15 protein-coding genes are annotated in these 13,846 nt (G+C 67.2%); 7 read left to right on the top strand and 8 right to left on the bottom strand.

Features of this window, described 5'->3' with window-relative positions; all coding sequences use genetic code 11:
* Positions 1-63 precede the first annotated feature (63 nt).
* Positions 64-495 (top strand): protealysin inhibitor emfourin, encoded by a 432-nt coding sequence (locus FHX75_RS17590; protein ID WP_154941243.1) that lies wholly within the window; start codon positions 64-66, stop codon positions 493-495.
* 57 nt (positions 496-552) lie between these two features.
* Here the strand turns inward: FHX75_RS17590 and FHX75_RS17585 are convergent, their stop codons facing one another.
* Together FHX75_RS17585 and FHX75_RS17580 are read right to left on the bottom strand one after the other, a co-directional pair.
* Positions 553-1,398 (bottom strand): alpha/beta fold hydrolase, encoded by an 846-nt coding sequence (locus FHX75_RS17585; RefSeq protein WP_154941242.1) that lies wholly within the window; start codon positions 1,396-1,398, stop codon positions 553-555.
* A 182-nt stretch (positions 1,399-1,580) separates the two neighbouring features.
* On the bottom strand, positions 1,581-2,105 hold the full coding sequence (locus FHX75_RS17580; protein ID WP_154941241.1) for a hypothetical protein: 525 nt from the start codon (positions 2,103-2,105) through the stop codon (positions 1,581-1,583).
* A gap of 223 nt (positions 2,106-2,328) precedes the next feature.
* Here FHX75_RS17580 and FHX75_RS17575 point away from each other — a divergent pair, with 223 nt between their 5' ends.
* The gene (locus tag FHX75_RS17575; RefSeq protein ID WP_154941240.1) at positions 2,329-3,828 is read left to right on the top strand and encodes a GGDEF domain-containing protein; all 1,500 of its coding nucleotides are present in this window, start codon (positions 2,329-2,331) and stop codon (positions 3,826-3,828) included.
* Positions 3,829-4,130: 302 nt separating this feature from the next.
* Complete coding sequence (locus FHX75_RS17570; protein ID WP_154941239.1) at positions 4,131-5,426, top strand: lactonase family protein; 1,296 nt, start codon at positions 4,131-4,133, stop codon at positions 5,424-5,426.
* 91 nt (positions 5,427-5,517) lie between these two features.
* Here the strand turns inward: FHX75_RS17570 and FHX75_RS17565 are convergent, their stop codons facing one another.
* Positions 5,518-5,934, bottom strand: coding sequence for a GNAT family N-acetyltransferase (locus FHX75_RS17565; RefSeq protein WP_154941238.1), 417 nt, complete (start codon positions 5,932-5,934; stop codon positions 5,518-5,520).
* Between the two features lie 60 nt (positions 5,935-5,994).
* Between FHX75_RS17565 and FHX75_RS17560 the strand changes: the two genes are divergently transcribed.
* Positions 5,995-6,141: a hypothetical protein gene (locus FHX75_RS17560; protein WP_246158159.1), complete on the top strand. Its 147-nt coding sequence runs from the start codon at positions 5,995-5,997 to the stop codon at positions 6,139-6,141.
* 405 nt (positions 6,142-6,546) lie between these two features.
* Positions 6,547-7,536 carry a hypothetical protein gene (locus FHX75_RS17555; protein WP_154941237.1) on the top strand — a complete coding sequence of 330 codons (990 nt, stop codon included), beginning with the start codon at positions 6,547-6,549 and terminating at the stop codon, positions 7,534-7,536.
* Between the two features lie 271 nt (positions 7,537-7,807).
* On the opposite strand, the gene FHX75_RS17550 is transcribed toward FHX75_RS17555, so the two are convergent.
* Positions 7,808-8,308 carry a hypothetical protein gene (locus FHX75_RS17550; protein WP_211364491.1) on the bottom strand — a complete coding sequence of 167 codons (501 nt, stop codon included), beginning with the start codon at positions 8,306-8,308 and terminating at the stop codon, positions 7,808-7,810.
* Between the two features lie 380 nt (positions 8,309-8,688).
* Here FHX75_RS17550 and FHX75_RS17545 point away from each other — a divergent pair, with 380 nt between their 5' ends.
* Entirely contained in the window at positions 8,689-9,993 is a 1,305-nt protein-coding gene (locus FHX75_RS17545; protein ID WP_154941236.1) for a pentapeptide repeat-containing protein, read from the top strand.
* Positions 9,994-10,258: 265 nt separating this feature from the next.
* Here the strand turns inward: FHX75_RS17545 and FHX75_RS30830 are convergent, their stop codons facing one another.
* The 4 genes from FHX75_RS30830 to FHX75_RS17530 form a co-directional block, all read right to left on the bottom strand.
* Positions 10,259-10,399, bottom strand: coding sequence for a hypothetical protein (locus FHX75_RS30830; RefSeq protein WP_170285390.1), 141 nt, complete (start codon positions 10,397-10,399; stop codon positions 10,259-10,261).
* Between the two features lie 108 nt (positions 10,400-10,507).
* Positions 10,508-11,323: a hypothetical protein gene (locus FHX75_RS17540; protein WP_246158156.1), complete on the bottom strand. Its 816-nt coding sequence runs from the start codon at positions 11,321-11,323 to the stop codon at positions 10,508-10,510.
* 97 nt (positions 11,324-11,420) lie between these two features.
* Positions 11,421-12,650: a helix-turn-helix domain-containing protein gene (locus tag FHX75_RS31265; protein ID WP_154941235.1), complete on the bottom strand. Its 1,230-nt coding sequence runs from the start codon at positions 12,648-12,650 to the stop codon at positions 11,421-11,423.
* Between the two features lie 200 nt (positions 12,651-12,850).
* Entirely contained in the window at positions 12,851-13,210 is a 360-nt protein-coding gene (locus FHX75_RS17530; RefSeq protein ID WP_154941234.1) for a GntR family transcriptional regulator, read from the bottom strand.
* 149 nt (positions 13,211-13,359) lie between these two features.
* On the opposite strand from FHX75_RS17530, the gene FHX75_RS17525 reads away from it, so the two are divergent.
* Entirely contained in the window at positions 13,360-13,779 is a 420-nt protein-coding gene (locus FHX75_RS17525; protein WP_154941233.1) for a hypothetical protein, read from the top strand.
* Positions 13,780-13,846 lie beyond the last annotated feature (67 nt).

Here is a 13,846-nt window from a genome sequence, read left to right as displayed (position 1 = left end):
TCGCGACCGCTGACTTCCGGATCCGCCGCGTTCCACCATTCCCACGAGGAAAGGGGTTCAGCCATGCCTGCCATGCTGCGCGCCATCGGCCGGATCATCACGGCGTTCGCGCTGCTCACCGGGGTCGGAGCCGCCACGCTGGCGGCCGCGGCACCGGCCCGGGCCGCCGCCTGGAACGACGCCTACCAGGTGACCGTCGCCCGCACCGGCGGATTCGCCGGGGTCAACGAGCGGTACGCCGTTTCCGCCGGCACGGTGCACATCTACACCGCCGATCTGCTGGCAACGGCCAGCACCCGCGAATTCCGTCGCCTCTCGGCGGCGTACCCGGCGGGCCCGGGCGCTGACCGGTTCCACTACACCGTCGCCGTGACCTACCGCAACGGAGTCACGAAGACGGTGTCCACCGAGGACGGCGCGCCTGCGCCCGAGGTGCTGTGGCAGGTCGTCGACATGACGATGCAGATCAGCCGGGACCTCGCGCCGGTGAGCTGATCCCCTGCGGCGCGCCGGCCGGTCCGTGGCACGCGGACCGGCCGGCGCGTCACCCGCTCACCGGTCGGCCGACAGGAAACCCTCCACCGACGACGCGAAGGTGGCCGGGTCGTCGACCCAGGGAAAGTGCCCCGCCCTTGGCTGCACCAGCAGCTCGGCCCGGGCGAACAGGCGGGCCAGCTCCCGCACCGCCGTGGCCGTCGGCCAGATGTCGTACTCACCGGCCACCAGCAGGGTCGGCGCCGGCAGGGTGGCCAGCCGCGCGGGCAGCGCCGGGTCCGGGGTGAAGCCGGCGTAGAAGCCGTCGGTGGCGGGCGCGGAGAACTGGGCCGGCTCGGCGGACGCCTGCGCCCGGGCCGCCGCGTCCCACCGGCCGTACAGCAGGGGGGCGGCGAGCCAGCGGTAGCGCTGCTGCTCCTCTTCGGTGGTGGCGTCGGCGTGCAGCGCGGCCAACGCCTCGGCGTACCAGGGTTCGTGCGCCCGCTTGGCGAGGACGTCGGCCACGGCGAGGTCCGACTGGATGTCCACCACCCGCAGTGACGGCGCCACCAGGACGAGGTGGTCCAGCCGCTGTGGGTGCCGGTCCGCGTAGAGCAGGCAGATGCCGCCGCTGGCGGAGTGCCCGAGCAGGTCCATCCGGTCAAGTGCCAGGTGGCGGCGCAGCGCCTCGACGTCGTCCACCAGCCGGTCGACGCGGTAGCTCGCCGGATCGGCGGGGACCTTCGACGCGCCCGTCCCGCGGTTGTCGAGCAGGATCAACGTCCTGGTCGCGCTCAAGCCACCCAGCTCGGCGAGGTATTCGACTGCCTGGCCGGGCCCGCCGGGGACGCAGACCAGCGGTGGACCGGAGCCCACGCACCGGTAGGCCAGTTCCGTGCCGTCGGACGATCGAAAGCGCTGCATGGCGCCCCATCCTGCCACCGGCGGCTCGCCGGCTTCCCCCGTGCTGGGCATCCTGGACCTGCCGGACGCGGGTCAGGGCACGCGCGCGGCCGTCGTCGGACCGCGGGTCGGTCCGGGCTGGTCAGGCCCCGGCCGCCGCACCGTGGCAGGTCGATTTTCCGTGGCTCCATCGCGGGCCGGGCCTAACGGCCCGGAGTCGCCTTCACGCCCGGGCTGCCCCCGTCACCCGGGCCGGTCACCACGGCACCCACGATCCCGACCACCGTGGCGAGCAGGATCGCCCCGACGGCGATCGCCACGGCCGTGAGCATCCCCCGTGGTCCCCGTCCAGGGGGAGCGAGCGGGTGACGGGTGCGGACGACCGGCGCCCCTCGTCGCGCAGGGCCTGGCCCGGCCGGGGTCGGCCCGGCGTCCGGCGCCGGCGTCCAGGTCGGCGCCGGGGTGGGCGGGTGCGCAACGGGCGTCGGCTCGTCGTACGGCTCGGGAGCGGGCGACGGCGCCGGTTCCTCGGAGTACCGGTCGGGGACGTCGACGAACCGGCGGACCAGCGCGGCACCCCGGAAGTCGTGCTCGGCGGCGCAGTGCAGGCAGACGTAGTCGGTCGTCGACCGGCCACAGCGGGGACACAGGCCGGCGGGGTTCAGGGCGTCGTCCCGGTCGGGCGGCGCGTCCCACCCGGGGCGGCTGTCATCGGTGGAACCCGTCACGTCGTCCTCACCGTACGGGCCGGGAGCGGCCGGCGCATCGACGGCGATCCGCTCGCACCGTCCGTCCCGCGCACCGTATCCCGCCGGGTGCGGGGCCGCCATCCGTCAATCCCGCTGGCCGGGACGGTCGAGGTGGACGGTTCAGTTTGGCGACAGGTGGGGTCGCGTCGGTGTAGCGATTCCGGTGGTTGGCGGCCGTCGATCTCCGCCTTACCGTGTTGCCGTGAGCGTGTTCGACGGGGTCGACTGGGAAGCGCGCCCGACGGGCCGGTATCGCGGCCTGCACTCGGTGCCGGGCGGTCCCGGCCTGAGCCTCGCCTACCTGACGCTCTGCCTGACCGGCATCGCGGTCTATCCGTACCTGTCCGACGCGCAGCGGATGGTCGACTACCTCGTCCTGTCGTTCGCGACGGTCCCCGCTGTGGTGGTCGGGCTGATCCGGACGCCCGCCGACAGCCGCAAGGCCATGTGGTTCCTGCTCGCCGCGCTGGTCAGCTTCAACGCCGGCAACGTGGCCTGGTATTGGTACGTCTTCGCGATGGGGCTGCCGAGCGGCGACGGCACGATCGCCGCGATCTTCGCGGCGCTGGCCCAGGTCTTCATGTTCTCCGGGGCGATCACGATCGTCGCGCGGCGCGGTCGTGACGACGTCGGCGGGTTGATCGACAGCACCATCGTGGCGATGGCGGTCGGCGGTGTGATCTGGAGCTTCCTGCTGCTGCCGCACCTGCGGGAGGTCGCCGCCGCGCAGGTGTCGCAGATCGCGACGTGCGTGACGGTCTTCATGCTGACCGGCATCTTCGGCTGCCTGACCCGGCTGCTGCTCACGGCCAGGGAGTTCATTTCGGCGCTGTGGTTCCTGGTCGCGGCGATGGGCTTCTCGCTGGCCGGGGTGACCACCGTCGCGCTGGTGGTCGTACCGGGATCCGCTTCTCGGCCCGCGTACACGGACATGATCTACCTCGCCGGCTACACGGCGGTGGGGTTGTGCGGGCTCGCCCGGTCGGTGGTACGCCTGCTCCAGCCCGGTCCGGCGCCGAAAGACGACCTGAGCAAGGGGCGGCTGGTCTTCCTCGGGCTCGCGCTGTGCGCCATGCCCGCCGTGGGCGCGGCCAGTGAGCTGTCCGGCCGGGACGTCGACACGGCCCTGCTGGCCGTCAGTACGGCGGCGGTGACCCCGCTGGTCATGCTCCGGATCTGGGGCGTGTGGTCGGAGCGGATGCGGGTCCTCCGGTACCAGGCGAGCTTCGACCCCGTCACCAACCTGCCGAACCGTCACGAGTTCGCCAACCGGTTGGACGCCGCGCTCGCGGGCGGTCGGCCGGTGGTCGTGCTCTTCTGTGATCTGGACGGGTTCAAGGCCGTGAACGACCGGTACGGCCACACCGGCGGTGATCAACTGCTGATCCAGGTGGCCGAGCGGCTGGCCCGTTGCGTGCGCCCGGGCGACACGGTGAGCCGATTCGGCGGCGACGAGTTCGTCGTCCTCTGTGTCGACATGGAGCGCTACGACGCGACGGAACTGTGCCTGCGCATCGAGACGGCCTTCCGCGAGCCGTTCGCGGTCGACGGTGAACCGGTCGTGATCGGAGCGAGCATCGGCATGGTCTGCAACGACCGCACCGAGAACGGTGAGCAGTTGATCCAGCGGGCGGACGCCGCGATGTACACGGCCAAGCAGGAGCGCCAACAGGTCCCCGGCGTACGGACCAGCGTGGCCTGACCCGGACCGCTCCGGGTTTACTGAATGTCATCGGTGCTGGGCTTCTGGCGGCTGCGGCGACGGCAGGAATTGTTGGTTGTCGGCCCGCTCTCCGCTTCGCAATAACGTGGGACATCGCTTCTCCGCGCAATCCACTATGCTCCGACGGGTCGCGCCGGCGGCGGCGGGGAATTGACCCGCGCGATTCATGGCCGGCGTCGGCCAATCACACAACCGGAAGTCACCGCGTAACCTCGGAACGTTCGGAGGCCTCAACGATGGCCCGCCCAAGGACGCGACGATCCGTCGCGATCATCGCGCTCGTGCTCTCACTCGCCGGCGTCGTCTCGATACCGGCTCCCGCCTCGGCCGCGTTCAGCCAACCCCTTTCCATATCACCGGCGGGGTACGACTCCTACGATCAGCAACAGGCCTACGACCGGCAGGGCGACGCGCTCTTCGTCTGGGTGCGTGAATCCCACACCTATCCGCACCCGCGGTACGTCGAGTTCAAATCCCGCAGCTACAACGGCAGATGGGGCACCACGACCACCCTGTCCCCGGCCGGCCAGGCCCCGCACAGCCCGCAGGTCGCGGTCGATGACGACGGCGACGCGATCGTGGCGTGGCGCGCGTACAACGGCGTCGACAACAGCATCTACGCGCGGAGAATCTCCAAGAGTGGCACCCTCGGGCCGCTCATCGCGGTGTCGGCGGGCGGGATGCAGGCCCATGGCACCTACGTGGCGATCGACTCGGACGGCGACGCCGTGGTGACCTGGGCCGAGCGGCACGACACCGGCGCTGTCTTCCCGATGATGCGCCGGTACAGCAGCAGCGGGACGCTGTCACCCGCTGTCGTGCTGGCGTCGACTCCGACAGCTGCGGAACCGCCGGCGGTGGCGTACGACCGCGAAGGCGACGCCGTCCTCGCCTGGGCCAACGACAACGTCGTGCAGGCCCGCACCCTCAGCGCTGATGGGACCATCAGTGAGCTCAAGACCGTTTCCGCGCCCCTCTCGCCGATCGACCGTCATTTCACCGCCAAGGTGACGGTGGACCGGGACGGCGACGCACTCGTGACCTGGCGCCACTGGAGCGACCAGGGCCAGAGCACGCGGGTCTGGGGCCGCTGGGTGGCCCGCGACGGGACCGTCGGCAACGTCCGTCAGCTCACCCCCGCACTGCACACGGACGTGGTGAACCACTCGGTCGCCGGCGACCTCGACGGCGACATGCTGCTGACCTGGGACCTGTTCTCCACCGGGCACCTGTACGCCGTCTCCATCAGCCCCACGCAGACGGTGGGACAGCCGGTGCTGCTGTCGACCTGGGGCCGTCTGCACACGGTCCGCGTCGACGACGACGGTGACGGCATCGTGGTCTGGCAGGGGAAGGGTCTCAACAACTCGGTCGGCAGCGTGGAGGCACGTCGCGTGACCCGGTCGGGCACCTTCGGCACCACGGAGGTGATCGCGGGGATCGGTGTCGATCCGACAGCCGCGGTGACCCATGAGGGACGGGCGGCCGTCGCCTGGGAACGGCGGTTCCAGGTCGATCTGCAGATCCAGGTGAGCGTCGACCCCTACTTCGTCACCACCCAGGGAATCCGCTCCTAGACCGACGGATGGCTGTTGGTGATGTCTGAGGGAATGGGGTCCGGCCGGACGGCGGGACCCCATTCGCTGTCCCTGGTCCGGAGACGTGTGGCTATCTCGACGTATCGCCCATGGGCTTGGTACACAGCACGTCGGGCATGGGCAGGTACCCGAGTGCCTGCCAGAACCTGAGCGCCGTAGTGCTGTCCGGCATGACCAGGAGGTTCACCCGCGGACATCCCAACGCGGTGAACCGTGCTTCGAGCTCACCTACCAACATGGTGGCGATGCCCCGCCGGCGGTGGGCAGGGTCCACGGCCAGGCGCAGGATCCAGCCGCGGCGCCCGTCGTAGGTACCCAGGACCACGCCCGCAACGGCACCGTCCAGCTCCGCGACCAGGAACAGCTGCGGGTCCCGGGTGAGCTTGGCCGTCAGTTCGTCACGAGGCAGCACGTCCCGCCCCGCCGCGGCCCACAGCGCGGCGACATCGTCGTAGTCGCGCCAGCAGAACTCACGGATTTGGACCAATGCGACTCCTTGTCACTTGGCGGACCCTGGCCGCGGCGCAGGTGCATGACGACGGGATACATGGACGCGGTGGAGGAAGCGCTACTCAACTCGCTCTTCACCGCCGCCACCACCACCGGCGTGGGCGGTCATACCAGTCACGCTGTTCCGCACCGAGCCGTGATCCGGCGGTTGTCGGCCGCCGGCCGGCTGGCGGCGCGAGCCTGACTCCCGGGGATGGGCGGGCCACCCGAGTGGCACGAAAACGCCCCTCAGGGTCGACTTCCGTCGACGATCTGAGGGGGGCGTTTTCCCTGCTCAACCGCTGTGGGCCCGAAGGGACTCGAACCCCTAACCTTCTGATCCGTAGGAGCGTCCCGCAGCTGTCGTCGCCCGCCTCGCCTCCCCACTGGCTCGGGGCCAGCGTTCATCCCGTGGCGGCTGTTGGCGTCGTGCTGGGGTCGGGCTGGGGTCAGAGACTGTCAGCTTGGGAACCGTACAAGATCCCCCGCTGAAGCCTGCCGTACCCAGCTCAGCGGCTTTACCGAGTGGCCTGGAGTGACCCCTGTTGACCCCGGCTACTGGCCCGCTAATGGCCCGCCGATCCTCGCGAATCCGGTTGCCGGGTGACCGATGATGGTCGTGATGACGACAACACGAGGCGAACGCGATCAGCCCAGTCTTCAGCGGCGGCTGGAGGTATTGAAGCTGCCGGTTGTGCCACTGGAACGCCATGGATTTCTGACGCCCTCAGACCGCGCGGATATGGAGCGCGAGCCTGAGGCGGTCGGCGTTGGGCCCGATGGCACGGCGTTCGCCGTCTGGTCACACCGGATGGACTCCCGGCGCAAGCAGGTGACCTGGCATCTCGGTGGCAAGGGGATCCGGATTGTCGGTGCCATCGACGTGGAGACAGACCTTTGCGCGTCGTTCGTGCAACCGCTGCCGGAGGGGCGGGTCCTGCTGGCGGCGGCTCGCACTGGGCGTGGCGCGATCAACGGTGAGGTATGGACACGCGACGGCGATCTGGAGTACCGAGGCCACCTGGGTGATGCCATCGAGGAACTCCAGACGACGCCGTCCGGCAAAGTATGGGCGGGATATTTCGATGAGGGAGCGTTAGGCGGAAGCGGGCCGGAGGGACACGGCCTTGCCCGGTTCAACCAAGACCTGACCGTTGACTGGCTCTACCCGCACGATGCCGGGCTTCCGTACATCTCTGACTGCTACACGCTCAACCTGCACGGCGAAACTGCTCACTTCTGCCCTTACACGGATTTCCATATCCAGTCGGCGTCAGGTGACAAGGTTACGGATTGGGGGGCGTCTCCCTATCAGTCCGCGCACAGCATGCTGGTCAGTGGCGCAGACCGAGCTCTTCTAGCGGGCTGGGGCTCCGAGTACGACGTCGTGACGCTGCTGCGCATTGGCCGAGACGGCGTGCGCCGCATCGGCGGGCAGTGCCGCCTCGTGCTACCCGATGGCATCGAAGCACAACGTCTCCGCTACACCTGCCGGAGCGGCGACCTGCACGCCTTCACCCGAGGCACTTGGTACCGCACCAACATGGACGAGCTACAGGCTGTTGCGCTGAGCTCAATAGCGGACGCGGAGAGCGGGTGACGAGAATCGAACTCGCATATTCAGCTTGGGAATCGCACAAGATCGGCTATAAGCGCGCCTCTACGCCTGTTCGATGCGCTCTCGCGTGGCCTGGTTTGGCCCCGCGTGACACCACCTTGTGGCCCGTAGGTGGCCCGGCCGGCCCTCTGATCCGTAGTCTCGGCGAGAATGTCCGGCTTGGTGTAGTGCCATCGGTATCGCGTGGTCGTAGCGATTCGCCCGTCCAGGGCTGCGTCTCCCGGTCCAACACCGCTGCTGTCACGCGTTGCTGTCATGGCGGCGGTACGTGTAGGAGCCGCCGGGCCTCTGCCAGAACTTCGGCGTCAAGGGCGGCTGTGGCCTCGGTGCTGGGGCTGACTGGGCCGTACCCCAGCATGTCGTACTGGTCGTCGAGGGCGGCCAAGGGCCCAGCAAGAGGCAGCCGATCGTGGCCGAAGGTGCGGTGCGTCCAGTCGGCCAACTCACGAGGGCTGAGGTCACCCGCGACGGCACGGGTGGCGAGCACCCTCAATGCGGCGACCTCGCTCTCCCTGCTGCCTTGTGAGTAAGACGGGAGACCGAGTTCATTGAGGGCCGCGGGCAAGGGCCCGTGCACTGCTGTGTCGGCCTGGCGCAGTGGCACACCGGCAAGCTCCGCCAAGGAGGAGCTGTCGACGCCTGCGGCAAGCGCGTCACAGGCAGCACGTACGACATCGTCGGCGCTGCCGTAGCCGATTGCCCAAAGCACGACAGCATCGTGCAGTTCCGAGATTGCCTCGCGCTGGGTGGTCACCGGACGAGAGTGGACCAAGTTGCTCCACCCAACAAGCGGGTTAGGAAGTGTGGACACGGGCGGAAGCTGCTCGGCAGCAACCTGGCTTGACCTGCGTCGTCATGCCGGTTCGCACGTCCAGGAGTTGACCGCCGTTGACCCGGGTCACCCCTCCCAACGGGCACGCAACGGGCACGGCGTCACCGAGGGGGTTATGAGATCATGATGGACGGTCCGATGACCCGCCCACATGCGCTGCTAGCGGCGAACACACATCTCGGCATCCCTCAGCCCTCCCCCGCCGTCGCCGTCTTGCGGACTGGATGCCGACTGCACGCCAAGTCGGCGGCTTGGGACCTCTCGAAGCTGAAGGCCTTGACGCAAGGGGCGATCATCATCTCATGCCGAAAAGGATCAGGCTTGGCGCTCTTGTGCAACCCTTTGGCCTTACCCTCTTTATCACTGGGGCATTTCTGGCCACATCGCCATGGCAGTGGGATATTTGGCCTTGGCTTGCAGATCGTCCCGCAATACTGACCAGCATGGCCGGACTAGCTATTATCACTTCCCTCCAGTTGCGCCGGCGGCGCATTAGAAATCCGACACGAAGCGGAATCGGCTTAGAAAATCCTGAGCAACCGCCGCTTCATTGGATTCTGTCAGACGCAGGAATTGGGTTTCTAACAGCAGCAGTTGCTCTTGTCGGCGCTTGCGCCATGGCCGTGATGCTGACGGTTGCGAAAAATGCATCCGCCGGCAGTGAGCAAGCCAAGCTGCAAATAGAAGCCATCAAGTACGGATTAGGTGTTATTGCGAGTGGGGGTGCGCTAGCAGCACTGCTGCTGGCGCTTCGCCGTCAACGATTGGCGGAGAGGTCGCACGAGCTCGCGATACGCGCACAAGAGTTGGCGACCAGAGCCCACGAGCATACGGAATCTGACGCTGCGGAACGTCGGGTTACGGAACTCTACTCTAAGGCAGTCGAGCAGCTGGGGAGCGACAAAGCCGCCGTTAGACTGGGAGGCCTCTACTCGCTTGAAAGAGTGGCTCAAAACAACCCGGTTCATCGGCAAAGCATCGTCGACGTGATCTGCGCCTACCTTCGCATGCCATCCGCAGTGGCGGCGAAAATGAATTCGTCGAAAGTGATCACGGCTCAAACGAAGAGCGCGGCAGAGGAGTTGCTGGTCCGCAAAGCGGCTCAAGAGATGCTAGCGCGCCACTTCAAGACCTTGAATTTCGACACCGGGGAACCCTTGCCCAGCCCAGAGTACTGGGGTCGTCTGAAAATCAACCTGTCAGGCGCGTCTCTGCATAGTTTCGATTTTTGGCACTGCCATGTCGAAGAGGCAATTTTCACTGGTGCGGAATTTCATGGCTACGTACAGTTTCACGGCTGCACATTCGATCGTCGCGCATTCTTCAGTGACGCGAAGGTATACGGCGAAGCTTATATCGTTGCGTGCGACTTCAAAGGCGTCGCCTGGTTTGACGACACCAAATTCTACGGTGATACGTACTTCGAGGGATCAACCTTTGATGCTTACGTCACCCTAGAGAACTGCCTTCTAAGTAAAAGCGTTGATTTTAGCGATGTAACCTTCTCCGAACCACCAAAAGCCGCAGGGATTAAATTTAATGGCGAAATGAAAGACCTACCGCCGGAGCTGCGGCGATACGTCAAGCTCGCCGGCGAAGATCACTGATGGCTGCAAGTTCCTTCCCCCTGCCCAGCGCGCCTCCCACCTAGCGCCATCCCGTCTGCCGCCGACCCACACACCGTGGAGCGGGCCAGGGCCAGGGTGACAAGGTGGAGCGCCCTACCGGACGAACGACCTTGTCGCCCTGGCCCTGGTCTGCTCGGCTCTGCCTGGGTCGGTGGCCGGCGGGATGGCATCCCACCACCCACGAACCGGAACCGTTCGGCAACTCCATCTCGGAGTCGTCTGGCCCCCGCCGGAGGCATGCCCTTCAATTGGCCGGCGCGCCGGCCGATGCCGGCGCTTGCGCCGCCAGCAGGCCGAGCGCGGCCGGCGCGGCCCGCTTGCGGGCCGCCTTGATCTGATAGAGCGCAATTCGGCAGTCGGTAGCGCCAGCCACTTGTCCCGTCACGGGAGATGCTTGACACTCGCGTCCCACCAGATGCTTGACATGATCGGGTTCACGCGAACGGCGACCGCAGCGCGTCTCCTCCAGCGTGTTACCCGGACTGCCCGGCCGTCATTGCTTCTTCCATCGCGCGGCCAGCTGCTGGTAGTGCGCGACGAGCTCGTCCCGTGTCACTCCTCCGCCGTAGACCGAACCCCACAGCAGGTCCCGAAAGCGCAGGTAGTCGAGGTCCTTTGGCGTCGCCTTTAGGTCATCCTCAAGCGGCCACCCTCTGCTCGCCATGTACTGCTCGCCCGACGCCCTGACGTCGGCCATACGCACCACAGGCTCGTAATCTCCGAAGGCCGGATCGTCGGGGTCTATGACAGGCAAAATCTCAGACGCTGATGCGAAACCCAGACCCGCGAACAACGTCAACACGGCGTCCTGCATCACCGGCAGGTCATCTTCCCCGCTCATGAGGATTGATGCGATGGCCTCCGTCGAAGGCGTCCGGCCTGCTTCCACCGCCCAGGTACGCAACGCCTCTACCGCGAGGTGCGGGCCGACTCGCTCGGGCCTACCCTCCACGTGCTGGAAGCCGCACGGCTCATCGGTGTTGGGCAGGTGCAGCGAGAGGCTGAGCCCCGCCGGAGTTCGGCCCTCTAGATGGGCGCAGGCGCTGTTGGACACGTATGCCGCCAGAACTGGAGCCGCCGTGGTCGCCACCAGGTCGTCCACACCCGCGGACAACCGCAAACGCTCGGTGTAGAACGGCACGACGCCCACCCGCTGCCAGCCCTGGCCCAGGTCGTAGAGCCCAACCTTGTTGTTGCCCCACCGGGTTGGCGTGGCGAAGGAAGACCCGAACGCCTCGCGCACCCCGGGCTGCGCTGGAAGCGTGGCGGTCTTCGGCTTGGCCAACAGCAGCGTCCCGAACCAACCCATGGGGGCGAACTCTACGACGAACCAAACCTAGGCCGTCAAGCATGTCCTGGGACGGATTCGTCAAGGATGTGGTGGGACTAGACAGTAGCGCCGGCCACTAGCCGCCTAGGTTGCGGATCTCCTCGTAGAGATCGTCCGCTGCGCTCGACCCTCGGTAGGGGTCAGCACGGAGCATGGCGGCGAACCTGGCAAGCCGCTTCTTGATCCAGGAGATTTGGCGGTCTGCTGGTAGGTCGAGGATGGGGCGGATGGCGGCCGTGGCGGAGTCGAGGTCACCGACTTGCAGGAGAGCGGTCCCTTGGTAGACGTGGGCTAGGGCCTCGTCGTCCAGGGACCGGCTTTCCGGCGGCTCCTTCTCCCATAACGTGATTGCCTGCTCGGCCTCTCGTGCGGCGCGTTCCGCGTCGGCTCCTCCTGCTAGCCAGATCAGGCTGCTTCCTGCGTAGTAGTGCTGCTTGGCGACCGAGAAGCCGAAGAGACCATCCACCGAGTCCGTGGTGGCTAGCTCCTCCCGCTCCGTCTGGGCGAGGTCGAGCGTTCGGTTCGCTCCCACGGAGTCGCCCAGGTTGGCGTGGCACTGCGCCACGCCGCACAGAAGCCGAATACGGCCGGTGCCCCTCGCCTTGTACCGCAGTCCGTCGTGCACGTAGTCCAGGGCGTGGGCGTAGTTGCCCTGAAAACGCGCGATCAGGCTCTGAGTGCCGCGTGTCCACGCGCGCAGCTCGTTGTCTCCGGCATGTTCGGCACAGGTCCAAGCGGCCTGTGCGTGGGTCATGGCCGCGTCGGCGCTCCCCAGGTCTAGGGCGGCGTACGCCAGTACGCCTTGCAGCCTGCCCAGCAGGAGGTAGAGGTCTTTGAGTTCGTGGGGGCGGTAGTGGCGTTCGCGTAGCCGTTGCAGGACTTCGCCGCGCAGCTCGACGGCACCTTGCAGCATCGGGCCGGGTGGCGTTCCGAGGTAGGCCATTGCCAATCCCCCCACGCCGTCGCTGATCTCGGCCAGGTCGTGTCGCTCCTCGGCGGCGGTGAGCAGCCGGAGTGAGTCCTTGACGGATGCGGTCAGCAGCCTGCCCGTCCGCTCGGCGTCGTGTCGCTCGCTGGCCTCAGCCTCCCAAGCTCCGACGAGGGCGCCGCGTGTGCCGAATGCCTGGTCGGCTCGCTCTGCGAACTGTCGTTCCGGGAACTTCTCGCCCTGCTCGACCTTGCCGATGTAGCCGCGGTTGTAGGTGATGCGCTCCGCGAGATCGCGCAGCGACCACGCGCGCTCAGCCCGCAATCGCCGTAGCTGAGCGCCGAACGACGGGTGGTCGGCGCTGTGTGTGGCTGCCATGTATGGCCTCCCTGCTGTCGCCTACTCGCCTCACTTGATGTTGGGCGACACCCAAAGTATCGACGTTGCGACATGTCCTCGGGAGCCTGGAAACATGAAGCGGACCCTTACACCGGAGGAAGCGAACGCGATACTTGCCCGACTCGACATCTTGGCCGCACGCCTCGCGACCCTGACGCAACGGGTCGATGCGCTGGACGCTAGCTCGCCGGCCCGCCCTCAAGGCGACGCAGGCGCTCGTCCAACCGCGCAAGTTCGTCGTGCATCGAGTCGAGACGCTTCATGATCTCGTCGTGGACGGTCGTTGAGGCTGCGTCGGTCTCACCGCTGCGGCTACGCACGAAAGTGCCGCGTCCCTGCCACGAGACGATGAGGTCTTCAGCTCGTAGGTCTGCGAGCGCCCGCTGCACGGTCATCTTGGCCACGCCGTACTGCTCGGCCAGCTCAGCAACGGTCGGCAGCCGGTCGCCTACGGCGTACAGACCGTCCCGGATTGCTGCGCGGAGAGCGTCGGCAACCTGCTGGTACGGCGGTCGCCGGTTATCCATGTCCAGACCCACGATCCAAACCTAACCGTCCTAGCTCGCCTGAGCGAGATAGCAAACCCAAGGATCTTGCTGGCGTCCATTGTGGTTACTAGTAGACCTAGGTAACCTATGCACACGTCAAGCGCCGGGAACGCCGGCCGACTCAACTAGGAGGTTTGGGCATGGTCCCGAACACGATCAAGGTTCCGGTTCCATTCGACTACGTCTTCCCGCACGGGGCGCTGTGCCTGAGTGTCCAGCCGGTGACGGACTTCGACAAGCGCGGCCAGGGCGACGACCAGGCCCGCGACAAGGACACGGGCGAGCGGCTGTGGGTGGTCAAGGTCCTGGACCTGGACCCCGAGGCCGGCAAGTTCGGCGGGTCCAACGAGGTGAAGGTGAAGATCAGCGCCCCGCAGCAGCCCGTCCCGCCGGCGTCGGCCATCCCGGGTTACCCGCCGGCGGTGGAGTTCTCTGAGCTGACGCTCACGCCCTATGTCGATTCGCAGCGGTGCAAGGCGACGGGGAAGTGCCGGGCGCGGCAGGCGTGGTCGATCCGTGCCGGTGCCATGTCCGCCGCCGCCGTGAAGCAGGCGGCCTGACCAGACCAGGACGCGCGGGGCGGGACTTCACCCCGCCAAGGACGACCCCCGCCCCGCGCTCTACCCG

This window comes from Micromonospora palomenae, assembly GCF_007829925.1.
GTDB lineage: Bacteria > Actinomycetota > Actinomycetes > Mycobacteriales > Micromonosporaceae > Micromonospora > Micromonospora purpureochromogenes.
Note: the sequence above shows the minus strand (reverse complement) of the source record. Positions and strands in the feature narration are given on the sequence as shown.

What these genes read in the sequence shown, in the direction of transcription:
- FHX75_RS17525 (WP_154941233.1), top strand. Translation starts at nt 13,360, where the DNA reads ATGGTCCCGAACACGATCAAGGTTCCGGTTCCATTCGACTACGTCTTC.
- FHX75_RS17590 (WP_154941243.1), top strand. Translation starts at nt 64, where the DNA reads ATGCCTGCCATGCTGCGCGCCATCGGCCGGATCATCACGGCGTTCGCG.
- FHX75_RS31265 (WP_154941235.1), bottom strand. Translation starts at nt 12,650, where the DNA reads ATGGCAGCCACACACAGCGCCGACCACCCGTCGTTCGGCGCTCAGCTA.
- FHX75_RS17545 (WP_154941236.1), top strand. Translation starts at nt 8,689, where the DNA reads ATGCCGAAAAGGATCAGGCTTGGCGCTCTTGTGCAACCCTTTGGCCTT.
- FHX75_RS17540 (WP_246158156.1), bottom strand. Translation starts at nt 11,323, where the DNA reads ATGGGTTGGTTCGGGACGCTGCTGTTGGCCAAGCCGAAGACCGCCACG.
- FHX75_RS17560 (WP_246158159.1), top strand. Translation starts at nt 5,995, where the DNA reads ATGGACGCGGTGGAGGAAGCGCTACTCAACTCGCTCTTCACCGCCGCC.
- FHX75_RS17585 (WP_154941242.1), bottom strand. Translation starts at nt 1,398, where the DNA reads ATGCAGCGCTTTCGATCGTCCGACGGCACGGAACTGGCCTACCGGTGC.
- FHX75_RS17555 (WP_154941237.1), top strand. Translation starts at nt 6,547, where the DNA reads ATGATGGTCGTGATGACGACAACACGAGGCGAACGCGATCAGCCCAGT.